Source organism: Streptomyces sp. NBC_00016, from assembly GCF_045040885.1.
Lineage (GTDB): Bacteria > Actinomycetota > Actinomycetes > Streptomycetales > Streptomycetaceae > Streptomyces > Streptomyces coriariae.
Genome location: NZ_CP108304.1, coordinates 1,329,969 through 1,354,225 on the forward strand (window position 1 = coordinate 1,329,969; position 24,257 = coordinate 1,354,225).

General features: G+C 73.0%; 26 protein-coding genes. 14 read left to right on the plus strand and 12 right to left on the minus strand.

Annotated features, from left to right (window positions below; genetic code table 11):
• Together OG933_RS05930 and OG933_RS05935 are read right to left on the minus strand one after the other, a co-directional pair.
• On the minus strand, nucleotides 1–1,998 hold the full coding sequence (locus OG933_RS05930) for an RICIN domain-containing protein (RefSeq protein WP_362520091.1): 1,998 nt from the start codon (nucleotides 1,996–1,998) through the stop codon (nucleotides 1–3).
• A 303-nt stretch (nucleotides 1,999–2,301) separates the two neighbouring features.
• Nucleotides 2,302–3,306 (minus strand): helix-turn-helix domain-containing protein, encoded by a 1,005-nt coding sequence (locus tag OG933_RS05935; protein WP_405625740.1) that lies wholly within the window; start codon nucleotides 3,304–3,306, stop codon nucleotides 2,302–2,304.
• A gap of 68 nt (nucleotides 3,307–3,374) precedes the next feature.
• Between OG933_RS05935 and OG933_RS05940 the strand changes: the two genes are divergently transcribed.
• On the plus strand, nucleotides 3,375–4,199 hold the full coding sequence (locus OG933_RS05940; protein ID WP_405625742.1) for a phytanoyl-CoA dioxygenase family protein: 825 nt from the start codon (nucleotides 3,375–3,377) through the stop codon (nucleotides 4,197–4,199).
• A gap of 82 nt (nucleotides 4,200–4,281) precedes the next feature.
• On the opposite strand, the gene OG933_RS05945 is transcribed toward OG933_RS05940, so the two are convergent.
• Nucleotides 4,282–5,250, minus strand: a complete 969-nt coding sequence (locus OG933_RS05945; RefSeq protein ID WP_405625744.1) for an aldo/keto reductase — start codon at nucleotides 5,248–5,250, stop codon at nucleotides 4,282–4,284.
• Nucleotides 5,251–5,423: 173 nt separating this feature from the next.
• Between OG933_RS05945 and OG933_RS05950 the strand changes: the two genes are divergently transcribed.
• The 5 genes from OG933_RS05950 (at nucleotide 5,424) to OG933_RS05970 (ending at nucleotide 11,621) form a co-directional block, all read left to right on the plus strand.
• The gene (locus tag OG933_RS05950) at nucleotides 5,424–8,171 is read left to right on the plus strand and encodes an AAA family ATPase (RefSeq protein WP_362519599.1); all 2,748 of its coding nucleotides are present in this window, start codon (nucleotides 5,424–5,426) and stop codon (nucleotides 8,169–8,171) included.
• 98 nt (nucleotides 8,172–8,269) lie between these two features.
• Nucleotides 8,270–9,094 (plus strand): alpha/beta hydrolase, encoded by an 825-nt coding sequence (locus tag OG933_RS05955; RefSeq protein WP_362519596.1) that lies wholly within the window; start codon nucleotides 8,270–8,272, stop codon nucleotides 9,092–9,094.
• A gap of 22 nt (nucleotides 9,095–9,116) precedes the next feature.
• Entirely contained in the window at nucleotides 9,117–9,929 is an 813-nt protein-coding gene (locus tag OG933_RS05960; protein WP_405625745.1) for an alpha/beta fold hydrolase, read from the plus strand.
• A 43-nt stretch (nucleotides 9,930–9,972) separates the two neighbouring features.
• Entirely contained in the window at nucleotides 9,973–10,770 is a 798-nt protein-coding gene (locus OG933_RS05965) for an alpha/beta fold hydrolase (protein WP_362519591.1), read from the plus strand.
• A gap of 56 nt (nucleotides 10,771–10,826) precedes the next feature.
• Nucleotides 10,827–11,621 carry an MBL fold metallo-hydrolase gene (locus OG933_RS05970; protein ID WP_405625747.1) on the plus strand — a complete coding sequence of 265 codons (795 nt, stop codon included), beginning with the start codon at nucleotides 10,827–10,829 and terminating at the stop codon, nucleotides 11,619–11,621.
• A 1-nt stretch (nucleotide 11,622) separates the two neighbouring features.
• Here OG933_RS05970 and OG933_RS05975 read toward each other — a convergent pair whose 3' ends face one another.
• Both OG933_RS05975 and OG933_RS05980 read right to left on the minus strand, forming a co-directional pair.
• Entirely contained in the window at nucleotides 11,623–12,138 is a 516-nt protein-coding gene (locus tag OG933_RS05975) for a flavoprotein (RefSeq protein ID WP_405625749.1), read from the minus strand.
• 9 nt (nucleotides 12,139–12,147) lie between these two features.
• On the minus strand, nucleotides 12,148–12,609 hold the full coding sequence (locus tag OG933_RS05980) for a nuclear transport factor 2 family protein (protein WP_142267429.1): 462 nt from the start codon (nucleotides 12,607–12,609) through the stop codon (nucleotides 12,148–12,150).
• A 116-nt stretch (nucleotides 12,610–12,725) separates the two neighbouring features.
• Here OG933_RS05980 and OG933_RS05985 point away from each other — a divergent pair, with 116 nt between their 5' ends.
• Entirely contained in the window at nucleotides 12,726–13,304 is a 579-nt protein-coding gene (locus OG933_RS05985) for a TetR/AcrR family transcriptional regulator (protein WP_405625750.1), read from the plus strand.
• 283 nt (nucleotides 13,305–13,587) lie between these two features.
• Here the strand turns inward: OG933_RS05985 and OG933_RS05990 are convergent, their stop codons facing one another.
• Nucleotides 13,588–13,791 (minus strand): ferredoxin, encoded by a 204-nt coding sequence (locus OG933_RS05990; protein WP_054241080.1) that lies wholly within the window; start codon nucleotides 13,789–13,791, stop codon nucleotides 13,588–13,590.
• Between the two features lie 9 nt (nucleotides 13,792–13,800).
• Nucleotides 13,801–15,096 (minus strand): cytochrome P450, encoded by a 1,296-nt coding sequence (locus tag OG933_RS05995; protein ID WP_405625751.1) that lies wholly within the window; start codon nucleotides 15,094–15,096, stop codon nucleotides 13,801–13,803.
• A gap of 300 nt (nucleotides 15,097–15,396) precedes the next feature.
• On the opposite strand from OG933_RS05995, the gene OG933_RS06000 reads away from it, so the two are divergent.
• Nucleotides 15,397–16,020, plus strand: coding sequence for a LysE/ArgO family amino acid transporter (locus OG933_RS06000; protein WP_405625752.1), 624 nt, complete (start codon nucleotides 15,397–15,399; stop codon nucleotides 16,018–16,020).
• Nucleotides 16,021–16,127: 107 nt separating this feature from the next.
• Entirely contained in the window at nucleotides 16,128–16,577 is a 450-nt protein-coding gene (locus OG933_RS06005) for a nitroreductase family deazaflavin-dependent oxidoreductase (RefSeq protein WP_267023088.1), read from the plus strand.
• Nucleotides 16,578–16,709: 132 nt separating this feature from the next.
• Here OG933_RS06005 and OG933_RS06010 read toward each other — a convergent pair whose 3' ends face one another.
• Nucleotides 16,710–17,801: a cation diffusion facilitator family transporter gene (locus tag OG933_RS06010; RefSeq protein ID WP_405625753.1), complete on the minus strand. Its 1,092-nt coding sequence runs from the start codon at nucleotides 17,799–17,801 to the stop codon at nucleotides 16,710–16,712.
• A gap of 125 nt (nucleotides 17,802–17,926) precedes the next feature.
• Between OG933_RS06010 and OG933_RS06015 the strand changes: the two genes are divergently transcribed.
• Nucleotides 17,927–18,946: a glutathione S-transferase family protein gene (locus OG933_RS06015; RefSeq protein ID WP_405625755.1), complete on the plus strand. Its 1,020-nt coding sequence runs from the start codon at nucleotides 17,927–17,929 to the stop codon at nucleotides 18,944–18,946.
• A gap of 42 nt (nucleotides 18,947–18,988) precedes the next feature.
• The gene (locus OG933_RS06020) at nucleotides 18,989–19,285 is read left to right on the plus strand and encodes a DUF4235 domain-containing protein (RefSeq protein ID WP_020127674.1); all 297 of its coding nucleotides are present in this window, start codon (nucleotides 18,989–18,991) and stop codon (nucleotides 19,283–19,285) included.
• 69 nt (nucleotides 19,286–19,354) lie between these two features.
• Here the strand turns inward: OG933_RS06020 and OG933_RS06025 are convergent, their stop codons facing one another.
• Both OG933_RS06025 and OG933_RS06030 read right to left on the minus strand, forming a co-directional pair.
• Nucleotides 19,355–19,747 carry a VOC family protein gene (locus tag OG933_RS06025; protein WP_054241084.1) on the minus strand — a complete coding sequence of 131 codons (393 nt, stop codon included), beginning with the start codon at nucleotides 19,745–19,747 and terminating at the stop codon, nucleotides 19,355–19,357.
• 74 nt (nucleotides 19,748–19,821) lie between these two features.
• Nucleotides 19,822–20,286, minus strand: coding sequence for a pyridoxamine 5'-phosphate oxidase family protein (locus tag OG933_RS06030; RefSeq protein WP_362519563.1), 465 nt, complete (start codon nucleotides 20,284–20,286; stop codon nucleotides 19,822–19,824).
• 134 nt (nucleotides 20,287–20,420) lie between these two features.
• Between OG933_RS06030 and OG933_RS06035 the strand changes: the two genes are divergently transcribed.
• Nucleotides 20,421–20,783, plus strand: a complete 363-nt coding sequence (locus OG933_RS06035) for a DUF1304 domain-containing protein (RefSeq protein ID WP_362266573.1) — start codon at nucleotides 20,421–20,423, stop codon at nucleotides 20,781–20,783.
• Complete coding sequence (locus tag OG933_RS06040; RefSeq protein WP_405625758.1) at nucleotides 20,780–21,343, plus strand: TetR/AcrR family transcriptional regulator; 564 nt, start codon at nucleotides 20,780–20,782, stop codon at nucleotides 21,341–21,343. The genes OG933_RS06035 and OG933_RS06040 overlap by 4 nt, the downstream gene beginning before the upstream one ends.
• Before the next feature lie 7 nt (nucleotides 21,344–21,350).
• On the opposite strand, the gene OG933_RS06045 is transcribed toward OG933_RS06040, so the two are convergent.
• Together OG933_RS06045 and OG933_RS06050 are read right to left on the minus strand one after the other, a co-directional pair.
• Entirely contained in the window at nucleotides 21,351–22,205 is an 855-nt protein-coding gene (locus OG933_RS06045; protein ID WP_405625759.1) for a hypothetical protein, read from the minus strand.
• A gap of 73 nt (nucleotides 22,206–22,278) precedes the next feature.
• Complete coding sequence (locus OG933_RS06050; protein ID WP_267023096.1) at nucleotides 22,279–23,235, minus strand: GlxA family transcriptional regulator; 957 nt, start codon at nucleotides 23,233–23,235, stop codon at nucleotides 22,279–22,281.
• Between the two features lie 71 nt (nucleotides 23,236–23,306).
• Here OG933_RS06050 and OG933_RS06055 point away from each other — a divergent pair, with 71 nt between their 5' ends.
• Nucleotides 23,307–24,257, plus strand: a complete 951-nt coding sequence (locus tag OG933_RS06055) for an NADP-dependent oxidoreductase (RefSeq protein ID WP_405625761.1) — start codon at nucleotides 23,307–23,309, stop codon at nucleotides 24,255–24,257.

Genomic DNA, 24,257 nt, shown 5'->3' on the forward strand with positions numbered 1-24,257 from the left:
TCAGTTGCGCCCGCCGCCGAACCCGGAGCCCGAGCCGTATCCCCCGGAGCCGCCGCCGTACCCGGAGCCGCCGTAGCCGTACCCCGAGCCGCCGGACGAGCCCGACTGGCCGCCCCAGGAGCAGTAGTAATAGGTGTAGTACGAGCAGGACGTGGTGGTGGAGCCCGAGGAGGAGCCCGTCGGGCTCGTGGTGGTCGGGGTGGCGGACGGCGTGGGCGCCGGGGGCTTCGCGGCCTTGGGCGTCGGGGTCGGCGCCGGGGTGCCCGAGGAGGTGCTGTCGGCGCCCCAGTTGACGAACTGCATCTGCGGGTCGGGCTGCGAGGTGTCGATCACCCAGCGCTGGGCCGCGCTGTCCACCCGGTTCTTCAGGACGAGGGCGCCCGATCCGTCGGTGGCGGCGGGCGCCAGCGCGAGGTTCTGGCCCGAGCGCGGGACGAGCGTGCCCTGGAGCGTGAAGTCGTACCGGACGTTCTTGGGGTCGGGCTGGGAGGCTCCCGCGCACGGGGCCAGCCGCACCGAGAAGCCCAGGTGGGAGTCGAGACACAGATCGGCGTTGGCGGCGCTGCGCACCAGCCCGTCCGGTTCGTACGACCACTGCTGGCCGGCCACCGAGGAGCAGGCGGCGAGTTCGGTCTCGGCGCCGCTGACGGCCTTGGTGCCGACGATGCCTATGCACAGCCCGGAGGCCACGTTGTGCAGCCGGCCGCGCAGGGTGCCCTGGGCGTCCTCACCGACGTCGACCCAGGACGGGTCGGAGGTCGCCGTGTCCGTCCCGGGGGCCGGGGTCTTCGCCGACTCGCTGCCGGCGCCGGGCGCTGCTCCGTCCCCGGAGCCGATGGCGGCCCACACGCCGAGCGGCAGCACGACCAGCCCGCTCACGGTCAGCACGGCGGCGGCGAGATTGCGGCGGCGGGCGCGGCGGGCCGCCTTCTGGGCCGAACGGCTCCCACCGGGGCGGGAGTCGGCGCCGGATCCGGCCCCGGTGCGTGCGGCGGCGCCGACCCGCGATCCGATGCGGGCGATCGCCCCGGCACGCAGCCCGGCGCGGGGGTTCGCTCCTGCGTCGGTGCCGGGCGCCGCGAGGGCGGGGGTCCCGTCGGTGAAGGCCTCGCCCGAGTAGCTCCGGGGCCGCTCCGCGGGGGTCTCACCGGATTCGCCGTCGCCGGCCATCCTGACCTCGACGTAGGCCGCGGCGGCCCAGCCCAGGATGCCCTCGGCCAGGGCGGCGCCGAGCAGACCCTCGAACTGCCGCAGCTGGTCGGCGGTGTGCAGGCAGTGCCGGCAGCGCTCCAGGTGACCGCGCAGATCGGGGTCGAGGTCGGCACCGCCGCGGCGGCAGGTGACGTCCAGCAGCCGGTCGTAGCGGTGGCACTCGTCGTCGGTGGCGAGTTCGCGGTGCACCTGGAGGCACTCCTCGCGCAGCCGCTCGCGGGCCCGGCGCAGTTCGACCCGGGCGCCCTCCTCCTCGAGCCCCAGCAGTCCGGCCGGGACCGCCAGGGGCTCGGCCTCGACCTCGATGTGCCAGAGCAGGCAGCGCGCGGACTGGGGCAGCCGCTGGAACGCCCGGGACAGGATGCGCCGGTTCAGCGGCGGCAGCAGCCGGGCGGCGGCGCGGTCGCCGTCCTCGCCCTCGGAGCGCAGCGCCGGGTGCAGCAGGTCACGACGGCCGTCGGCGTCCCATTCACCGGCGATGCGGCGCACGGTCACCAGCAGATGGGGGCGCCAGGCGGCGGTCGGCCCGTTCTGGCGCAGGCTCTCACCGAACAGCCGGGTGAAGGCGGCCGTGGTGAGCATGCCCGCCGCGCGCTCGCCGTCGGTGCACAGCCGTGCGTAGGCGAAAGCGGCCGCCCAGTGGCGGTCCAGCAGCTCACCGACGGGATGCAGTGCGGGTGACGCCCCCGTCCACTTCTTCAGCTCGGAGCTCAGCTGTTCGTCCGTCGCGTCGAAGCGGCGCGCCGAAGGGGAATTCGACAGGCCTGCGTCATTCACGGTCTGCATTCCTTCCGGGGGCATGCGGCATAAAGTCCATACCATCGGGTATGCGATCCCGCCCACGAAGCGGGATCGGCTCGCACAGGGTTCGGCACCTCTGACGTCCGCGGGGGGTACCGCTCTTTTGAAGCGTGGGGGGTGTGAACGGGAGGTGTCTCGCGCGCATCGGGGAAATCGTTGTCCGAGCGCCGACAGGGCTCACCTTTGCACAGCCGGACCAGGCGGAACAAGGGATCTCGCGGTTTCGTGCATTGCGTGTGGGCCGAATAATTTTGACGAAACGTCAACCGCGTAACCGCTGTGGGGTGGTCACGGTATCGGTGTCCCTTTTGGCGCCCCTTTCGACGTGCCTTTCAGGACGGTAATTGCCGGCCGCATTCCGTCCCGGTACGCGCCCGGCGGAGTGCCGTGGCGGGCGCGGAAGACGCGGCTGAAGTGGAACGCGCTCGCGAAGCCCGAGGCCGACGCCACGCGTTCCACGGACAGGTCGGTGCCCTCCAGCAGCCGGGCGGCATGGCTCAGTCTCGTCTCGAGCAGGTCCCGCATCGGGGAGCGGCCGACCTGCTCCGTGAAGAGATGGGCGAAGCGCGAGGGCGACAGCGCGACCTCCGCGGCGAGCGAGCGGACGGTGTGCGGGGCGCCGGGATCCGCCGCCATCCGCGCCTGTGCCCGGCGCACCCGGTCGTCGAGGCCGGGCGGGGAGGCGGGAGGCCGGGCCGAGGCGGCCGCCACGAGGAGGGCCTCCTCCAGCCCGCACAGGGCGAGTTCGCGGGCCGCGGAGCCCTCGGCCACCACGATCCCCAGGTCACCGGTCGGCAGTTCGGCATCGCCCGGTGCGCCGCGCGCTGTTCGTGGGTGGCCTGGAGAAGCACCGGTCCACCGGGCGTCCGCGTGCAGGCGTCGCCAGGCTCCCGCCATCCGGTCGTGCAACGCGGCCGGGACGGGGCCGACGGCGTACAGACCGTCCGGGCCGTCGCCGGTGGCGTAGGGGCGGAGCCAGGGTGTCCAGGAGGGCCGGGCCTGGCAGTGCGCCCACCAGAACCGCCAGTGCCGGGAGCCGGGTTCGACGGCATAGGTGTGCGGGACGCCCGGCGCGAGCACCACCAGGTCTCCGGCGCCGGCCCGTACCTCGCTCCCGCCCTGCCGCAGCCGGCCGCGTCCGCCCGTCGTCCAGGTGAACAGCCAACTGTCCGAGCCCTGGGGACGGTTGACGCCGTACCCGGCGTCCTCGTCGAAGTGTCCGACCACCACCAGGCCGGGTGGCGGGGACGGGTCGGCGGGCCCGGCAGTCCTGGGCAGGTCGTCAGCACGCATGGGCATCCTCCCGGGGGGTGCGTCGGCCTAGCGTGGCGGTCGAGACCAGTGGACCGAGGAGGGCAAGTATGACCGTCACGGACACCGGCGCCGCCGGGGCACCCGTCCTGACCCGCGCGGGGCTGCGGCAGTACCGGGAGGACGGCTTCACCGTCGTACGCGGGCTGTTCGGGTACGACGAGGTCGAGCGGCTGTGTGCCGAGTTCACGGAGCTGCACGCGGCCGGGCGGCCGGTGCCCGGGCACTTCGAACCGCGCCCCGGCACCGCCGACCCGCTGCACGCGTACCCGAGGGTGATGCACCCGCACGAGATCAGCTCCCTCGCCCGGCAGGTGCTGCTGGACGCGCGGCTGCGGAACGTGCTGGAGGAACTGCTCGGCGAGGAGGTGCTGGCCGCGCAGAGCATGTTCTATTTCAAACCGCCGGGCGCCCGGGGCCAGGCGCTGCACCAGGACAACTTCTATCTGCGGGTCGAGCCGGGCACCTGTGTGGCGGCCTGGCTGGCCTGTGACGTGATCGACCGGGACAACGGCGGGCTGGAGGTCGTGCCCGGCACCCACCGGATGGGGCTGTTCTGCCCCGAGGAGGCGGACGCGGAGGTGTCGTTCGCGCGCGAGTACGTGCCGCCGCCGCCCGGGCTCGCCGCGGTGCCGGTCGACATGGCGCCGGGTGACGTGCTGTTCTTCAACGGCAGCCTGGTGCACGGGTCGGGGCCCAACGCCGGCGGAGACCGGTTCCGGCGGTCGTTCATCGGGCACTACGCGGGGCAGTCGGCGGAGCGCATTGGGCAGTACTACCGGACGGTGTCGATGGGTGGTGAGCGAGTGCCACTGGCGGTCAGCGAGGGGGCGGGGCCCTGCGGTACCGAGTTCGCACCGCAAGGCCCGCACTAGCGCTCCGCTCGCCGGGTGGCTCTTCGGCTGCCGGTGCGCGGGGGGCTGGTCGCGCGGTTCCCCGCGCCCTGACGGGGCGCTTTCAGTGGCCGGCGATCGGGTGGGGCCGGTAGGGCTCCTCCAGTTCCGCCAACTCCTTTTCGGTCAGGACCAGTTCGGTGGCGGCCACCGCGTCCTCGAGGTGGTGGGGCTTCGCGGCTCCGATGATCGGGGCGGTCACCGTGGGCTGGTGGAGGAGCCAGGCGAGGGCGATCCGGGCGCGGGGGACGCCCCGGTCGGCCGCGATGCGGGTGACCGCCTCGACGGTGCCGCGGTCGTCCTCCGGGTAGAGGGAGCCGCCGAAGCCGTCCGTGGAACTGCGGCCGGTCTCGGTGCCCCAGTCACGGGTGAGGCGGCCGCGGGCCAGCGGGCTCCACGGCAGTACACCGACACCCTGGTCCGCGCAGAGCGGCAGCATCTCGCGCTCCTCCTCGCGGTAGAGGAGGTTGTAGTGGTTCTGCATCGACACGAACCTGGTCCAGCCGTGCCGCTCGGCGGTGTACTGCATCTTGGAGAACTGCCAGGCGTACATCGAACTCGCCCCGATGTAACGGACCTTGCCCGCCTTCACCAGGTCGTGCAGTGCCTCCATCGTCTCCTCGACCGGGGTGTGCGGGTCGAAGCGGTGGATCTGGTAGAGGTCGACGTAGTCGGTGCCGAGGCGGCGCAGACTGTGGTCGATCTCGGACAGGATCGCCTTGCGGGAGAGTCCGGCGCCGTTGGGTCCGGGCCGCATCCGGCCGTTCACCTTCGTCGCGAGCACGATCTCGTCGCGGCGGGCGAAGTCGCGCAGGGCCCTGCCGACGATCTCCTCGCTGGTGCCGTCGGAGTAGACGTTCGCGGTGTCGAAGAAGGTGACACCCGCGTCCAGGGCCTGCCTGATGAGCGGGCGCGACGCCGCCTCGTCGAGGGTCCACTCGTGCGCGCCCCGGTCGGGGAGTCCGTAGGTCATGCAGCCCAGACAGATCCTGGACACGTCCAGACCCGTCGAACCGAGCTTCACGTACTGCATCGCGGCCGCTCCTGACATCGGTGTGGGTTCAGAAGTGGAGCGTACGTCGGCCCGTCCGGACGGGCTGGACCGGCTGATCCCGTCGTCCCGGCCGCTCCGCCTTGATTGAATGGCGGTGCTTCGCACAATCTGCCGACGGCCTTCACATCCGGGCCTCCTCGAAGGGCGTTGGTGTGATCCTCATAGGTCGTGGACCGGAGCGGGAGCGGCTCGACGCTCTGGTCGCCGGAGTGCGTGACGGGCTGAGCGAGGCGATGCTGCTGCGCGGTGACGCCGGGATCGGCAAGACCGCGCTCCTCGACCACGCGGCCCGTGCGGCCGGCGATCTGCGCGTGCTCCGGGTGGCCGGGGTCGACGCGGAGTCCGCTTTCCCGTTCGCCGCGCTGCACCGGCTGCTCGTACCGCTCCTCGGGCACCTGAAGGAACCCGGCGCGCTGCCCGGGCCGCAGCACACCGCGCTGCGGGTCGCCTGCGGCCTGGCCGAGGGGCCCGCGGCCGACCGTTTTCTGGTGGGTCTCGCCACGCTCACCCTGTTGGCGGAGACCGCGAAGCGCCGTCCGGTGCTGGTGTGCGTGGACGACCTCCAGTGGGTCGACGACGAGTCCCTGGGCGCGCTCGCGTTCGTCGCGCGCCGGGTGCACGCGGAGGGCGTCGGCCTGCTGTTCGCGGCCCGCACCGGCTTCGAGGTGCCCGCGGGGATCACCGTCTCGGACGTGACCGGTCTTGCGGAGCCGTTCGCGCTGGAGCTGCTGCGCGAGGCGGCCGGCAGGCCGCTGGACGCGCGCGTGGCGGCACGGATCGTGGCGGCGACGGCCGGGAATCCGCTCGCCCTGGCCGATCTCGGCTCGGAGTTGTCCGCCGAGCAGCTCTCGGGCGGACTGGCTCTGCCCGAGCCACTGCCCGTGGGCAGCCGGCTCGAGGCGCACTACCTCCGGCAGGTCCGCGAACTGCCCGCGGCCACCCAGGAGTGGCTGTTGCTCGCCGCCACCGAGCCGGCGGGCGACCTGGGGTACCTCACGCACGCGGCCCGGCTGCTCGGCTTCGGTCCCGAGGCGTCGGGCCCGGCCGAGGCCGCGCGGCTCGTGACGCTGCGGGCCCGGGCTGCCTTCCGGCACCCGCTGGTGCGGTCCGCGGTGTACGGCGGCGCGACGAGCGTGCAGCGCAGACGGACGCACGGGGTACTGGCCCGGGTAACCGACCGTCCCGCCGACGTCGATGTGCGGGCCTGGCACCGGGCCGCCGCCGCGCTCGGCCCGGACGCCCGGGTCGCCGAGGAGGTGGAACGGGCGGCCGACCGGGCGGGGGCCCGGGGCGGCTACGCGGCCCGCGCCGCGTTCCTGACCCGGGCGGCCGAACTGACGCCCGAGGCCGGGACGCGAACCGGACGGCTGGTCGGCGCTGCCGAGGCCGCCCTGGCGGCGGGCGCGCCGTTGCAGGCGGAGTCGCTGCTGGACCTGGTCGAGGTCGATCTCCTCGACGGCGTGGGGCGGGGCCGGGCACTGCTCGTCCGAGCGCACGCGATCAGCCTGCTCGGCGACACGGGGGCCTTCGCCCGCGCACCCGCGCTCTGCCTGTACGCGGCGCGCGCCTTCGGCGACGAGGCGCCTGAGTCGGCCGGCCGGGCGCTGCTGCGGGCGGTGGACCGGGCGTTCACCGCGGAGCATCTGATGCGGGACATCACCATGGCCGACATCGCCCGGGCCGTGGACGAACTGGTTCCCCGCGAGGGGCCCGTCACCGGCGTCGGGCTGGTGCTGCGGGCGTTCGCCGTGCTGGTCACCGACGGCTACGAGCGCGCGGTGCCGCACATGCGGGCGGCCCACGCGCACGTGCTGGAGCCGGACACACCGGACGAGGAGGTGCTGCTGACCTTTCTGCCCGCCATCACCTTGTCGATGATGCTGTGGGACGAGGAGGCCCAGCGCGCGGTGACCCGGCGGGCGGCGGACGCGGCCCGCGCCGCGGGCGCCCTGATGCAGCTGGACACCGCCCTGTACTGCGCGGTGATGCTCGAGACCAGTCTCGGCCGGCTCGCGGTCGCCGACGGGCTGCACGCCGAGGGCAACGAGATCCGTGCCGCGATCGGCGCCACCGACGAGATGTGGGCGATGTACCGGCACCCCGAACTCCTCGCCTGGCACGCCGAGGTCGACGGCCTCGACGCGCTGCTGACCGGATCGATGCAGGCCGGCACCTGGCTCGGCAACGGCGCCGTCGAGTCGATCGCCCGCATCGGCATGGCGGTCCTCGCCCTCGGCGGCGGCGACTACGCCCGGGCTCGCACCATCACCCGTGAACTGGTCGGCCACGACGCGCTCGGCTACCACTCCCGTCTCCTCCCCCACCTGGTCGAGGCGGCCGTCCGCTGTGGCGACCGGGTGGGGGCCACGGTGACCCTGCGCACCCTGACCGCCCGCGCCGAGGCCACCGGCACCCCGTGGGCGCTGGGCCTGCTGGCGCGATGCCGGGCCCTGCTCGCGCCGGCGGACGAGGCCGAGCCGCTCTACCGTGAGGCGCTGTCGCTGCTCGCCGGTACCGACGCCCGCGCCGATCTGGCCGTGGCACACCTGCTGTACGGGGAGTGGCTGCGCCGCCGCAAGCGCCGCCGGGACGCCCGGGAGCAGTTGCGCGAAGCGCTGCGGACGTTCGACCGGATGGGCGCGCGGCGTTACGCGGCCCGTGCCGCCCAGGAACTGGCGGCGACCGGGGAGAATCCGCGGCGCGGACCGGCCGACGCCGCGGGCGCCCTCACTCCGCAGGAGCTGACCGTGGCCCGGCTCGCCAGGGCCGGTGCGACCAACGCGGAGATCGCCGCCCAGCTGTTCATCAGCGCGAGCACCGTCGACTACCACCTCCGCAAGATCTACCGGAAGCTCGACGTCACCTCCCGCCGTCAGCTGGCCCGGACCCCGGAACTCTGATCCGGGCCGGTCACGACTACGTGCTCCACGGGATACGGGCCCCGCCGCCGCCGGACAGGATCGGGGCGTCGGACAAGCCCACAGACGGGAGCACCCGCATGCCGTACGTCACCACGGCCGACGGCGCAGAGATCTTCTACAAGGACTGGGGCACCGGCCCCCCGGTCGTCCTCAGCCACGGCTGGCCGCTGAACTCCGACAGCTGGGAGGCGCAGGCGCTGTTCCTCGCCTCGCACGGCCACCGCGTGATCGCCCATGACCGGCGCGGCCACGGCCGCTCCACCCCGACCTGGCACGGCAACGAGATGAACACCTACGCCGACGACCTGGCCACCCTGATCGACACCCTCGACCTGCGTGACGTGACCCTCGTCGGGTTCTCCACGGGCGGCGGCGAGGTCGCCCGCTACGTGGGCCGGCACGGCACCGCCCGGGTCGCGCGGCTCGCGCTCGTCTCCGCCGTGCCGCCCTTCATGCTGCGTACCGACGACAACCCGGGCGGGGTGCCGGCCGAAGGGTTCGACGCGATCCGCGCGGGGTCGCTCGCCGACCGGTCGCAGCTGTACCGGGACCTGGCCGACGGGCCGTTCTTCGGGCACAACCGGCCGGGCGCGAACGTCTCGCAGGGCATCCGGGACGCCTTCTGGCTCCAGGGTCTCCAGGCCGCGCACCGCAGTGCCTACGAGTGTGTCGCCGCGTTCTCCGCCACCGACTTCCGGGCCGACCTGGACGCCTTCGACGTGCCGACGCTGGTGATCCACGGCGACGACGACCAGGTCGTCCCGTTCGAGGTGGGCGGAAAGGCGTCGGCGGCCCGGCTCAAGAACGCGACCCTCAAGGTCTATCCGGGCGCCCCGCACGGCATCACGGACACGCACAAGGAGCAACTGAGCACCGACCTGCTGGACTTCCTCAACTCCTGAGCTCCCGAAGGAGATCTCCGCGATGGTTCCCGAAGTCCCCTCCCGCCGCCTCGTGCTGGGCGGCATGCTCGCCGCCGGAGCGGCCACCCTCGGTTCCGGCACCCCGGCGTCCGCGAGCGGCGCCCGGCCCACCGTCGTCCTCGTCCACGGCGTCTTCGCCGACGCGTCCGGCTGGAGCGCCGTGACCGCGTCGCTGCTGGACGCCGGCTACCAGGTGATCGCCCCCGCCAATCCGCTGCGCGATCTCGCGGGCGACTCGGCGTACGTGTCCGGCGTGATCGGCACGATCACCGGGCCGGTCATCCTCGTCGGGCACTCCTACGGCGGCGAGGTGATCACCAACGCCGGGGCCGGGCACGACCACGTCAGGGCGCTGGTGTACGCGGCGGCGTTCGCGCCGGACGCGGGCGAGAGCGCGCTCCAGCTGGCCGGGAGGTTCCCCGGCAGCCGGTTGGAGTCCGCCCTTGTCGGCCGGCCCTATCCGATCCCCGGTGCGGAACCGGGTCTGGACGGCTACATCGATCCGGCGAAGTTCCACGACGTGTTCGCCCAGGACCTGCCCCGGTCCACCACGAGAGTCATGGCGACCGCCCAACGGCCCGGCAGTATCGGCGGGTTGGCGGGACCCAGTGGGGTGCCGGCCTGGCGGACCGTGCCGTCCTGGTACGTCGTCGCGGGCGCCGACCGGGTCATCCCGCCCGCCGCGCAGCGGTTCATGGCGGAGCGGGCCGGCAGCCGGACCGTCGAGGTCGAGGGCGCCTCGCACGTGGTGATGATGTCGCACCCGCAGGCCGTGGTCCGGCAGATCCGCGCCGCCGACCGCGCCACCCGCTGACCCCTCCTCCCTCCCGGGCGACCGGACAACCTACGGAGCAGTCATGTCCGCACCGGACACCATCGTCCTGATCCACGGCTTCTGGGTGACACCCCGCAGTTGGGAGCACTGGATCGCCCACTACGAGAAGCGCGGTCTGCGGGTGCTGGCGCCCGCGTACCCCGGCTTCGAGGCGGAGGTCGAGTCCCTCAACGCCGACACCACACCGATCGAACAGGTCACTGTCCCGCAGATCGTCGAGCGGCTGGAGACCTTGGTCCGCGGCCTGGACCGGCCGCCGGTACTCGTCGGCCACTCGGCCGGCGGGGTGTTCGTGCAGCTGCTGCTCGACCACGGCTTCGGAGCGGCGGGCGTCGCGATCAACTCGGCGCCCACGGAAGGCGTCGCGGTGCTGCCGCTGACGCAGATCAAGGCCGCCTTCCCGGTCCTGAAGAACCCGGCCAACCGGCACCGGGCGGTCGGTCTCACCTTCGACCAGTGGCACTACGCCTTCACCAACACCCTGCCGGAGGAGGAGTCGAGGGCGCTGTACGAGCGGTACGCCGTCCCCGCGTCCGGCAGCATCTTCTTCGACAGCGCCCTGGCCACCCTGCGGCCCGGCCGTCAAAGCACCTACGTCGACTACCACAACGACGACCGGGCACCGCTGCTGTTCGTCTCCGGCGAGGAGGACCACCTGATGCCGCCGAAGGTGCAGCAGTCCAACGCCAGGCACTACAGGTCGAACACGGTCACCGAGGTCAGGGAGTTCGCCGGGCGCCCGCACCTGCTGCCGGCCGCCCCCGGCTGGGAGGAGGTCGCGGACTTCGCCCTCGACTGGGCGCTGGCGCACGCGAAGTAGCCGTACGTCCGGGGCGGCCGCGCGGCCGCCCCGGACCTGCCGGAAGGGACCGGTGCATGACCGAGGTCCGCATCACCCACATCGGCGGCCCGACCACGCTCCTCGAGGTCGGCGACCGACGGCTGCTCACCGACCCGACGTTCGACCCGCCCGGCCGCCGCTACGCCTTCGGTCGGGGCACCTCGTCCCGCAAGACCTCGGGTCCGGCCCTGGACGTCGGTGAACTCCCCCCGATCGATGCCGTGCTGCTCACCCACGACCAGCACGCCGACAACCTGGACACCGCCGGACGGGCCCTGCTGCCGGGGGCCGGGATCGTCCTCACGACACCCTCGGGAGCCCGCCGGCTCGGCGGCAACACGCGCGGGCTCGCCCCCTGGACGACCTGGCGGCTCGACTCCCCCGGCGGGCCGGCGATCGAGGTGACCGCCACCCCGGCCCGCCACGGCCCGCCCCTGTCGCACCCGCTGGTCGGCGAGGTGAGCGGCTTCGCCCTGCGCTGGGAGGGGCAGCGGCACGGGGTTCTGTGGATCTCGGGGGACACGGTCCTGTTCGGCGGGGTGCGCGAGGTTTCCCGTCGGCTCGACGTGGGCACGGCCCTGCTGCACCTGGGCGGGGTCGGCTTCCCGCTGACCGGGCCCGTCCGCTACACGCTGACGGCGCCTCGGGCGGTGGACCTGTGCCGTGCGCTACGCCCGCACACGGTGCTGCCGGTGCACTACGAGGGCTGGTCGCACTTCCGGGAGGGCCGGCGCGTCGTCGAGGCCGAGTTGGCGAAGCCCTCCTCCGGGGAGCTGCGCGAACGGTTCCGGTGGCTGCCCCCCGGCACGGCGACGGACGTCACCGTGTGACTCATTCGATCAGGTCCAGCGCCCGCTCCCAGTCGAACTCCTCGCCCCGGTCACGGTCGTAGGGGTACCCGAACCGGACGCCCGCGCCGCGCAGCCGTATCAGGCTGTCCTGGTAGGCGGGGTGGCTCGCGAGGGTCTCGTTCACACAGGGCAGGACCCCGACCGGGACGCCCAGCCCGGACACCTCGCACAGGGTGCCCAGGGCGAGGGTGTCGGCGATGCCCGCCGCCCATTTGTTGATGGTGTTGAAGGTGGCCGGGGCGACGACGACCGCGTCGGGATCGGGGAAGGGCCGCGGGTCGCCGGGGCGCCGCCAGGCGGAGCGGATCGGGCGCCCGGTCTGTGCCTCGACGGCGGCGGTGTCGAAGAAGCCGTTCATGGCGTGGGGCGTCGCGATGACGCCCACGTGCCACTCCCGTTCCTGGGCGGCGGCGATCAGCCTGCCGACGTCCGCGGCGATGCCGGCGGCGCAGACGACGACATAGAGAAAGGGCGGCTGTTCGTCCTGTTCGGTCACCCGCGCACCCTACTGAAGCGGGAAGGACAGCCCTCGTTCGGCCTCGGGGCGCGGCCCGTGGATTCGGCGGTCCGCCTCCTCGATCGGCACGTCGTCGATGCTCGCCTCCCGGCGGGTCATCAGCCCGCGCTCGTCGAACTCCCACAGTTCGTTGCCGTAGCTGCGCCAGCACTGTCCGGTCGCGTCGCGCGACTCGTACTGGAAGCGGACGGCGATGCGATGGCCGTCGTGGGCCCAGAGGTCCTTGCGGAGCGCGTACTCGTGCTCGCGGGCCCACTTGGCGGTGAGGAACTCGACGATCGCGGCGCGGCCGGTGAGGAAGGTGTCGCGGTTGCGCCAGACCGAGTCCTCGGAGTAGGCGAGGGCGACCTTGTGCGGGTCACGGGTGTTCCAGGCGTCCTCGGCGGCCTGGACCTTGCGGGCCGCGGTCTCCCGGGTGAAGGGCGGCAGGGGTGGACGGGCGTCCGACATGGCGTCTCCTGAGCTCGCGAGATGTGGAGAACGTGCGTTCTCCGGCTTGACTGCTAACGTAGAGAACGCACGTTCTCCCGTCAAGGAACCAGCAACCCGAGGAACGGTGGTCGCCCGTGGACAGCGCAACGGCCCGTGAACAGGCGCTCGACGCCGCGGAGAAGCTGTTCTACGGGCGCGGCGTGCAGTCCGTCGGGATGGACGACCTCCGGGGCGCCTCGGGGGTGTCGCTCAAGCGCCTTTACCAGCTGTTCCCGGCCAAGGAGCAGTTGGTGGAGGCCTACCTGGAGCGGCGCGACGTGCGCTGGCGCGGGCTGCTCGCGGAGTCCGTCGCACGGCGGGAGGACCCCCGGGAGCGGATCCTGGCGGTGTTCGACTGGCTGGCGGAGTGGTTCGGCGAGCCGGACTTCCGCGGCTGCGCGTGGATCAACGCGTACGGCGAGCTGGGCGCGACCTCGGAGCGGGTGGCACGCCAAGTACGGGCCCACAAACAGGCGTTCCGCGAGTACCTCGGCGGGCTCGTGGCCGACGCGGGGCTGCCCGACGCGCTCACCGGGCCGCTGTTCCTGCTGGCCGAGGGTGCGATGGTGACCGCCGGGATCAGCGGCGGCGCCGCCCCCGCGGCGGAGGCACGCGAGGCGGCGCGGCTGCTGCTGGGCCGCACGCGGTCCTCGGGTCAGGCCGGGACCGGCTGACCGCCGGCCCGGCAGCCGAGGAAGGACGCGTCGGGGCGGAGGGTCCCGGCCTCCCTGGCGAACGCGCGCTCCCGGGCGTCATCCCCCCACCCGCGAAGACGCCCGCCTCGGCCGCCGAGGCAGGTGTCCTCCCACCCGCCGCGCCGGCGACCGCCCCGTCGAAGATCCCCCGGCCGTCCTCGGCGCCCCGGTGCACGAGGGCGTCGTCCGTGAACCGTTCCGGGGACGCCTCGCGCAGGGCCGCCGCGGCCCGCTCCACGTCGGCCGCACCCGGGCCCGGGCCTCATCCGGCCGACTCGGACACCTTGATCGCGCCGACCGGGCAGGCCCGCGCGGCCTCCCGGACCATCGGGTCACCACCGCCGCCCTCCCGGCCGGGCAGCAGGGCGCTGAAGCCGTCGTCGTCCTGGGTGAAGACGCCCGGGGCGGCCAGCGCGCACTGGCCGGCGCCGATACAGACGTCCGTGTCGATGTGAATGTCCGTCACACGTGCCCCCTACCAGGTCACGGGGAGTTCCAGCATCCCCTGGATGGTGTCGCCGGGCTTCCAGCGGACCTCCTCGGCGGGCACGGCCAACCGCAGACCGGGGAGCCGCTCCAAGAGGGTGCCCAGGGCGATCTCCAGCTCCGCGCGGGCCAGGTTCTGGCCGAGGCACTGATGGATACCGAAGCCGAACGCCACATGGTGGCGGGCGGAGCGGTGCCAGTCGAGGGTGTCGGGTGCCGGGTAGGCGCCCTCGTCCCGGTTGATGACGGACGTCGCGAAGACCACGCCCTCCCCCGCCCGGATCGTCGTCCCGGCCACCTCGATGTCCTCGGTGGCCTGCCGCAGCAGCCCGTCCGCGATGGACAGCAGCCGCATCAGCTCCTCGACGGCCGCCGGCAGCCGCGACGGCTCGGCGCGCAGCTCGGCCAGCCGCTCGGGGTGCCGGAGCAGGGTGTAGGTGCCCAGCGAGATCATGTTGGCGGTCGTCTCGTGGCCCGCGACCAGCAGGATCGTGGCCAGCGCGATCGCCTCCTCCCGGTCCACGGTGCCTTCGCGCACCTGCTCGTGGACCAGGGCGTCGAGGACGCCGTCGCCGGACGGCTCCGCCAGCTTCCGGTCGATCAGCGCGCCGAGGTAGGCGTCGAGCCGGTCGCGCGCCTGGCGCACCTCCTCCGGCACCCGGCTGCGCAGCAGCCGTCGCGACTGCTCCTCGAAGAACTCGTGGTCGGCGTACGGGACGCCGAGCAGTTCGCAGATCACCGTGGACGGCACGGGCAGCGCGAACGCGTTCACGAGTTCCGCGGGCGGCCCCTGCGCGAGCATCGCGTCGATGCGCTCGTCGACGATCCGCCGGATGGCAGGGCGCAGGGCGGTGGCGCGTTTGAGGGTGAAGTTCGCGACCAGCAGGCGGCGCTGGACGTGGTGCTCGGGGTCGTCGACGTTGAGCAGGGCCGTCCGGCGGTCGCGCAGCGCCTTGAAGCGGGGCGAGGTCGCCGGGTAGCCGGGGCTGGTGCGGTCGGTCGACAGGCGGGGGTCGGCGAGCAGGTCGCGGGCCGCCTCGTGCCCGGTGACCAGCCAGGCGACCCGGCCGTCGTAGAGGGTGACGCGGGCCAGCGGACGTGAGTCCCGCAGGGGGTCGTAGGCGGCGGGCGGCTGATAGGGGCAGGTGCGGTCCTGCGGGAAGGCGACAGGAGCCGGCTCGCGCCTCGCATCCGTCGGGCCCGTGGTGTCCGTGGTGCCGGTCGCGTCCGTGGTGTCCGTCGTATCCGTGTCCGTCGTATCCGTGGTGTCGGTCGTGTCCGTCATGGGTGACCTCGCAGACGAAGAGTGCGTCATGCCGATCTTCATTAGATGCCTCGGGCACCTATAGGGCGACGCGCAGTTCGGCCAGATCGACCAATGGGGCGATTCGGCCGGAACCATTCGCTCCGAAGCGCCACTCCCGGGGCGGCGCCGGGAAAATCGATTGCCGCCGCCCCGCCTTCACCCGCAGGATCCGGCCATGTCCACTTTCGACGCCCTCCTGCCGCTGACGCCCGCCACCGCCCTTCCGGCGTGCGGCCGACAGCAGCCCGGCCGTCCCCGGAGGCCCGATACCGCGCGACCGTGACGGCCGCGCTCGTCGCGGGCCTGGTCGCGGGCTACGGCATCGCCGTACCCGTCGGCGCGGTCGCGACCTACCTCGTCTCCCTCACCGCCCGCACCTCCCTGCGCACCGGCGTGTGCGCCGCGCTCGGCGTCGCCCTCGCGGACGGCCTCTACGCCCTGGTCGCCACGGTCGGTGGCGCCACCGTCGCCGCCGTACTGCGACCGGTGATGACGCCGCTGCGCTGGGCTTCGGCGCTGGTCCTGCTGGCGCTGGCGGCACGCGGCGCGCTGGCGGCCGTACGCCAGTACCGGGCCCGGCGGCTCAGCACCCGGTCCGGTCCCCCTCCGCCGAGCCCGGCCCGGGCCTGTCTGAGCCTGTTCGGCATCACCCTCCTCAACCCGACGACCGTGATCTACTTCGCCGCCCTGGTTCTCGGCACCGGCACCACCGCATCCGTACGGCCCCTGGAACAGGGCGTGTTCGTACTGGCGGCCTTTCTCGCGTCGGCGAGCTGGCAGGTGTCGCTCGCCGGCGGCGGCGCGCTGCTGGGCCGCGTGCTGACCGGGCACCGGGGACGGCTGGTGACGGCGCTCGTGTCGAGCGCGGTGATGACGGTGCTGGCCGTGCGGATGATGACCTAGGAGGCCCCGGGGCGGATGAATCTCGCGGTCACCGGTGTTGAATCGGGGTGCGAGTCGGACGTACGTGGCGCGAACGACGCGGCGCGATGACGAAGGGGACGGATACCATGCCTCTCGAAGGCGAGTACGAAGCCAGCCCGACGCAGTGGGTGCGTGAGCAGGTGGAGCAGTACGAGCGCTCCGGCGGCACCGAGGGGACGACGCTGCGGGACACGGGACTGCCCGTCATCCTGCTGACGACCCGGGGCGCGAAGAGCGGGAAGCTCCGCAAGACGCCGCTGATGCGGGTCGAGCACGACGGCCGGTACGCCCTGGTCGCCTCGCAGGGCGGGGCACCCAAGCACCCGGTCTGGTACCACAACCTCAAGGCCGACACCCAGGTGGAGCTCCAGGACGGCCCCCTGAAGCAGGACATGACGGCCCGTGAGGTCACCGGTACGGAGAAGGCCGAGTGGTGGGAACGCGCCGTCGCCGCGTTTCCGCCGTACGCGGACTACCAGAAGAAGACCGACCGGGAGATCCCGGTGTTCGTCGTGGAGCCCGCCGCCGGCAGCTGAGCCGGCCTCCGCCCGGGTGCGGAAGGTGTCCCTCCGGGCGCCGTTCGAGCGATCCTCGAGGACTCCTCGACGAGGTCGTAGAAAAATCTGTCTCGGAAACGCATGACGGTGCTCCCACCGGGCACCCGACTGTCAGGCCCCGCCGCGTTCCCCCGTCGCGGCGGGGCTTTCCCCTGCCTCGCGCGCGCCGCGGTCGGTCACATCGAGGAAGATCTGGTCCGCCTCGGGCACCGTCGCCGCGATCGAGCGCTTGATGCGCACGGCGACCTCCTCGACCCGCTCGCTGTCCAGGCCCGGCATGAGGTCGACGCGGGCCGCCACCAGCGCCGCGTCGAGGCCCATCTTCATCGTGAACAGCGCTTCCACGCTGTCGATCTCGGGCTGGGCGTCGAGCAGCGCACGGATCCGCGCCCCGGTCTCCGGGTCGGCGGCCTCGCCGATGAGCTGGTCGCGGGCCTCGCGCCCCAGCCGGTAGGCGACGTAGACGAGCAGCGCGCCGATCGCGAGCGAGGCGGAGGCCTCCCACACGACCTGCCCGGTCACCATGTGCAGTGCCATGCCGATCGCGGCCAGGGTGACGCCGAGCACGGCGGTGCCGTCCTCGGCGACGACCGTGCGCAGGGCCGGGTCGCGCAGGCCCGCGAGTCCGCCGCCCTGCTTGCGCACCTGGTGCAGGGCCCGCAGCAGTGAGGCGCCCTCGGCGAGGAAGGCGACGCCGAGCACGACCAGGCCGGCCACATAGCCGCTGAGCGTTTCGTCGACGCCGGACCGCAGGGCCTCGATGCCCTGGAAGAAGGAGAAGCAGCCGCCCATGACGAAGATCCCCACGGCGGCCAGCAGCGACCAGAAGAAGCGTTCCTTGCCGTAGCCGAAGGGGTGCCGTGCGTCGGCCGGGCGTCGGCTGCGGCGCAGTGCGGCGAGGAGGAAGACCTCGTTCAGACTGTCGGCCACGGAGTGCGCGGCCTCCGACAGCAGCGCGGGCGAGCCCGCGAACAGACCGCCCACGGCCTTGGCCACGGCGATCACCAGGTTGGCGGCGAGCGCGACGAGGACGGTGACGCGGGTCCTGCGGTCGGCGTTCGACGACGCGGCGCGGTCTCCTCTCCCTCGCGCCTTCTCCTCGGCCGCCCTTGCGGTGTTCGTTTCGACGTTCGTTTCGGCGTTCCGTTCGGCGGTCCGTTCGGCGGTCCGTGCGGTCCGGCGCTCTGAAGATGTCCCTGTCACCTCCGCCGACTGCCCAGGCAGGTCGGGCTCATACCGTGCCGTCGGCGGAAATCGGGGAACGCGTTCAGCAGGACATGCACGGGCACAGGACGTGCACGAGAGCACGGAAGCCAGCGGGAGGAACCATGAGCGGCGGGGGCGACGGCAACAGCGCGTACGGCCACAAGGCGTTCCGGCGGTCCAAGAGTCACTTCACCGACCGGATCACCGCGGACGGCCGGGACGGCTGGCCCGTGACGGCGGGCCGTTACCGTCTGGTGGTCAGCCGTGCCTGCCCGTGGGCGAGCCGGGCGGTGATCTCCCGGCGCCTCCTCGGCCTGGAGGACGCCCTGCCGATGGCGATCGCCGACCCCATCCAGGACGACCGCAGCTGGCGCTTCACCCTCGACCCGGACGGCCGCGACCCGGTCCTCGGCATCCGCTATCTCAGCGAGGCGTACGACCGCCGGGAGCGCAACCACGGGGACGGCGTCAGCGTGCCGGCGATCGTGGACGTGCCCAGCGGCGAACTGGTGACGAACGACTACCAGCAGCTCACCCTGGACCTCGCCACCGAGTGGACGGCGCTGCACCGTCCGGGTGCCCCCGACCTCTACCCCGACGGGCTGCGCGACGAGATCGACGCGGTCATGGCCGACGTGTACGAGGACGTCAACAACGGGGTGTACCGGGCGGGTTTCGCCAGTGAGCAGGGCGAGTACGAGCAGGCGTGCGCGGGGGTGTTCCGGCGGCTGGAGCTGCTGGCGTCCCGGCTGGCCCGGCAGCGCTACCTGGTGGGGGACACGATCACCGAGGCGGACATCCGGCTGTTCACCACACTGGTGCGTTTCGACGCCGTCTATCACGGCCACTTCAAGTGCAACCGCTGGAAGCTGACGGAGAATCCGGTCCTGTGGGCGTACGTCCGGGATCTCTTCCAGACGCCCGGCTTCGGCGACACCGTCGACTTCGATCACATCAAGCGGCACTACTACCGGGTGCACACCGGCATCAACCCGACCCGGATCGTCCCCCTCGGCCCGGATCTGGCCGACTGGCACGCCTCCCCTCACCGCGAGGAACTCGGCGGCCGTCCGTTCGGCACCGGGACACCGCCCGATCCGGTCCGCGTCGACGAAGAGGTTCCGGCGCGGGGACGACCCTGAGACCCCCATCCACGCAACACCGGAAGAAGGAGTGAGACACACGTGGCCAAGAAGAGGAAACTCCCCCTTGTCTACAAGCCCGTCGGTTTCGTGCTCGGCTGGGCGAGCGGCGCCCTGGCGGGAGCCGCGTTCCGCAAGGCGTGGAAGGCGATACGACACGAGGACGACGCACCGGACGCCCTCGACCGGGACCGCGGCTGGGGCGAGATCCTGCTGGCCGCGGCGGTCCAGGGCGCGATCTTCGCAGCGGTCCGCAGCGCCGCCGACCGCACCGGCGCCAAGGCGATCGAACGGTCCACGGGCGTGTGGCCGGCCCAGGACAAGGGCGGCCGGGACTGAGCGGCCCCACCGCGGCCCGGCCCTCTCCGGCATCGTCCGGGTGAGGGCCGGGCCGCTCCCGTACCCGGCTCAGCCCTGCTTCGGTGCCGTGGGGGGCTCGAGGCGGATGGTGAAGGAGTGGCCGGACGGGTCGGAGTAGCCGCGCTCCTCGTGCGGGCCGGGGGCACCCTTGGTCTCCAGGGGGCGGCCCCCCAGGCCCACGACCCTGCGTTCCACCTCGTCGAGGTCGTCGACGAGGAAGTCCAGGTGGGCCTGAAAGGAGTTCTCGGGGCGGGGCCAGCTCGGCGGGGTCGCGTTCACGTCGCGCCGGAAGGCCAGCCGGGTCCCGTCGGCGCCCCTGATCTCCACGCGGTTGGCGGACGCGACGATCTCCTCGGCGTCCAGCAGCCCCTTGTAGAACTCGGCGAGCTTCTCGGGCTCGGCACAGTCGAGCACCACAACGCCCGCTTTCACCAATGCCATGTCGTCGTCTCCTCCGCGAGATCCGGCCCGGGGCGGGCGAGTCCCGCCCCCCGGACCTTGCGGATACCCCGGTTTCAGTCGGCCACCAGCCAGGTCCCGTCCCGCATCAGCTCCCGCCCCTGGATCTCGTTGGCCGCCCGCCAGGCCTGGATCCGGCCGGGGAGGACCCGGAAGTACAGGTAGGGCGCGGCCAGTTCGCGCGGGTCGAAGCCGGTCTTGCCCGCGAAGATCTCGGCGTCCTCCTCCGCCAGTTCCAGCGGCGGCACGGCCACGGCGGTGCCCTCGATCATCACGACGTCCTGGGTCGGGCCGACGGCGATGCGCGCGACACCGGTGGCCAGCAGGTTGCGGCCGGTGGGGCTGGTGGCGGGCGTGGCGAAGAGCAGGGTCGCGCCGTCCCAGACGAAGGAGAGGGGGACCAGATAGGGGGCCGAACCGCCCTCGGCTGCCGTGGCGACCCACGCGTCTACGTCGTGTTCCAGCCGGTGGAGGGTGTCGAGCTTGCGCTGCTTCGCGGGGCGTGCGGGTGCTGGCGTCATGGTTTCAGTCTGGCCGCCGCCGCCCGTTTCGCATCAAGAGCCCCACGCCGGGAGGCACGATTCCCACCGGCGATCGACTTCTTGGACAGGTGTCCCGTTATAGTGGACACCTGTCCAAGAAATTGAGGGAGACCATGGAGATCCTGGCGAACGTGCTGGTCGTTCTGGTGGCCGCACTGCATCTCTACATCCTGGTGATGGAGATGTTCCTGTGGCAGAAGAAGCCGGGGATGTCGTTCCACGGCCTGGACGCCGAGATGGCGAAGCGGACCGCGGCGATGGCCGCCAACCAGGGGCTCTACAACGGTTTCCTCGCGGCGGGCCTGGTGTGGGGGCTGATCGCGGCCGACCCGACCGGCTTCCGGGCGCAGGTGTTCTTCCTGTCCTGTGTGATCGTGGCCGGCGTGTACGGCGCGGCCACGGCGAACCGCCGGATCCTGGTCGCGCAGGCCCTGCCCGGTGCGCTCGCCCTGGCCGCCGTCCTGATCGCCCGGTGAGCCGCGGCGAGCCCGAGGACCCGCGCGCGGCCCGCACCCGGGCGCGGCTGCGTTCCGCGTTGCTGGCGGAATGCGCCGAGCGGCCGCTGGAAGAGGTCGGCGTCGCCGCGCTGGTGCGGCGGGCGGGGGTCGGCCGGGCCACCTTCTACGTGCACTATCCCGACCTGGAGGCGCTCGCGGTCGACGCCTGCGCGGACGTCGTACGCGAGGCCGTGGAGGCGCTGCACGCCTGGCAGGGGCGGCCCGACCCGGTACGGGCGCCCGCCGCGCTGCCGGAGTTCTTCGGCTCCCTGGCGCCGCACGCCGCGCTGTACCGCACCCTGCTCGCGCCGGGCGGCGGCGGACCGCTCGGCCGCGTGCTGCACCGGGACCTGCGGGCCTACAGCCTGCGGGAACGGGAGCGGGCGGGTGCGGCCGACGCGCCCCTGGTCGCCTCGGCCGTCGCCGCGACCTTCGCGGGGGTGCTGGCGGACTGGCTGCACGGCGACCTCGAGGGCACGCCCGGCGAGATCGCCGACCAGGTGTGGCAGCTGCTGGTCGCGCTGCACGCCAGCCGCTGACCGGCGGTCACATGCACGCCACCGTGTCCTTCGCCAGGGGCCAGGCCTCGACGCCGTCGGAGGTGCGGACGTACGCCGTCGAGGCGTCGTCCGTCAGCCACAACCGCCAGTCGCCGTAGCGGTACCCGGTGTCGTGGGCGCCGGACGGCAGGGCGGCGTCGCCGTCGTACGGCGAGGTCAGCAGGTCCCCTTCGATCACGCCGTCGGGGTCGCGCACGTACTGGCGGTGGTCCTCGCCCCGGCCCATCCCCAGGAAGTGCGCCGTCTGCCAGTCGCAGTGCTCGGCACCGGGGTAGCTGCTCAGGGTCGTGGTCGCGACCCGCTCACCGTGCCGGTCGGTCCAGATCTCCTCGTCGCCGGAGTCGGTGACGCTCGCGGGAAGTTCGGCCGGATCGCAGGAGGCGTGGGTCTCCGGACCCCAGTCCGGCCTCTCCTTCTGGTCCCGGGCGACGACCACCGCGACCTTCGTCCGCCCGGCCACGTCGTACGAGAACAGCACCCGGTCCGTCTCCTCGCGCTCCACCCGGAAGCCGGAGTGCGGACCCGTCGGCTCGAACATGTCGAAGTAGAGCCGCAGCCCCTCCTGCGGCGTGTCACCGCCGTCGCCCTCGCTCCAGCCGTCCGGCCCGCCGCCCGAGGAGATCTCCCCGTCGCACTCCAGCGCCCGGCCCGCGGCGCCGGACGCGGTGCGCAAGGCCTCCGGCGTGCTCTCGTCCAGCTCCTTCGTGGCGATGTCCAGCGGACCGGCGTACGGCGTCGCCGGTGGCGTCCCCTCGACGACCACGTCCGTCTCGTCCCCGGCACCGCATCCCACGGCCGCCAGTACCACCAGCAGCCCCGACGCCACGAACCGTGCGCGCATACCCGCCCCCCGTTTCTCTCCCAGGGCCGCCCGTTCGCGCCCGCTCCTGTGACGCGGCAGGGATCCGGAACGTTCAGCGGGCCGTCTGGAACGTCCTGCGGTACGCCTGGGGGGAGACGCCGATGGCCGCGTGCAGGTGCTGGCGCAGTGAGGCGCCGGTGGCGAAGCCGACCCGGCCGGCGATCTGGTCGACGGAGAGATCACTGGCCTCCAGCAGGTGCCGGGCGTGCACCACGCGCTGCTGGATCAGCCAGCGGCCGGGGCTGATGCCCACCTCGTCGTGGAAGCGGCGGGCGAAGGTGCGCGGGCTCATCCGGGCGTGGGCGGCGAGGTCGGCGAGGGCGAGGGGCTCGTCCAGGCGTCCCATGGCCCAGGCGCGGGTGGCCGCCGTGCTCGCCGGGCCGGTCTCGGGAACGGGCTGTTCGATGTACTGCGCCTGGCCGCCGTCGCGGAACGGCGGGACCACGCAGCGGCGGGCCACCTTGTTGGCGAGTTCGCTGCCGTGGTCCTTGCGGACGAGGTGCAGACAGATGTCGACCCCGGAGGCGGCGCCCGCCGAGGTCAGCACGCGGTCGTCGTCGACGAAGAGGACGTCCGGGTCGAGGTCGACCTGCGGGTACATCCGGCCGAACGCCTCGGCGACCTGCCAGTGGGTGGTGGCCCGGCGGCCGTCCAGCAGGCCGGCGGCGGCGAGGACGAACGCGGCGGTGCAGATGGAGACGATGCGCGCGTCGGGGCGGATCCGGGCGAGCGCCTCGGCGACCCCGTCCGGCAGTTCGGCGCTGACCCGGTCGGACGCCACCGGGGCGACGACGACCGTGTCGGCCGTGGCCAGCGCCTCAGGGCCGTGCTGCACGCCGACCGTGAAATCGGCATTGGTCTGGACAGGACCGCCGTCGACCGAGCAGGTCAGGATCTCGTAGTGGCCGTCGGCCGCGCCGAGGATCCGGCTGGGGATGCCGAGTTCGAAGGGGTAGACGCCGTCGAGGGCGAGGACGACCACCCGGTGCTTGCGTTGCTGTGCCTGCATGGCACGATCCTATCGAAGCTTGGCAATCTTGCCATTTCCCGGTCGGGCGCGGCCCGGCAGGCTGGTTCACCATGAGCACTGTGAACACCATGCGCGTCATCGACCAGCACGTCCTCGGCGGTCCCGAGGTCCTGACGGAGAGGGAAGTGGAGCGGCCCGCGCCGCGTCCGAACGAGGTACTGGTCCGGGTGCGCGCCGCCGGCGTCAACCCGACCGACTGGAAGCACCGCGCGACGGGCGGGTTCCTGGGCGAGCCGCCCTTCGTGCTGGGCTGGGACCTCTCCGGGACCGTCGAGGCGGTCGGCATCGGCGTGGCGGCCTTCGTCCCCGGCGACGAGGTCTTCGGCATGCTGCCGTACCCCTACGGCCACGGCTCGCACGCCGAGTACGCCATCGCCCCGGTCCGCGCTCTGTGGCACAAGCCGGCCGGGATCGACCACGTCCAGGCGGCCGCGCTGCCGCTGGTCTCGCTGACCGCCTGGCAGGCGCTGGTCGAGAACGCCGGCCTCGAGGCCGGGCAGCGGGTACTGATCCACGCGGCCGCGGGCGGTGTGGGGCATGTCGCCGTGCAGATCGCCAAGGCGCGCGGCGCGTATGTGATCGGTACGGCCAGCGCGGGCAAGCACGACTTCCTGCGGGAGCTCGGCGTCGACGAGGTGATCGACTACCGGGAGAACGACGTCACCGAGGCCGTCAAGGACGTCGACGTGGTCCTGGACACGCTGGGCGGGGACACCTCCGTGCGGTCCCTGCGCGTGCTGCGGCCGGGCGGCATCGTGGTGTCGATCCTGCCGGTGGGGTCGAACGAGTTCTACGAGGAGGCGGAGCGGCTCGGCGTCCGAGCGGTGCGGATGCTCGTGGACGCCGACCGGGCCGGGATGCGGACGATCGCCGAACTGGTCGGGACGGGGAAGCTGCGCGCCACGATCGCGGGGACGTTCGCGCTGGCCGATGCCGCCGAGGCACACACGCTCGGCGACACCGGCCGGACCACCGGCAAGCTGGTCCTGACGGTCGACTGA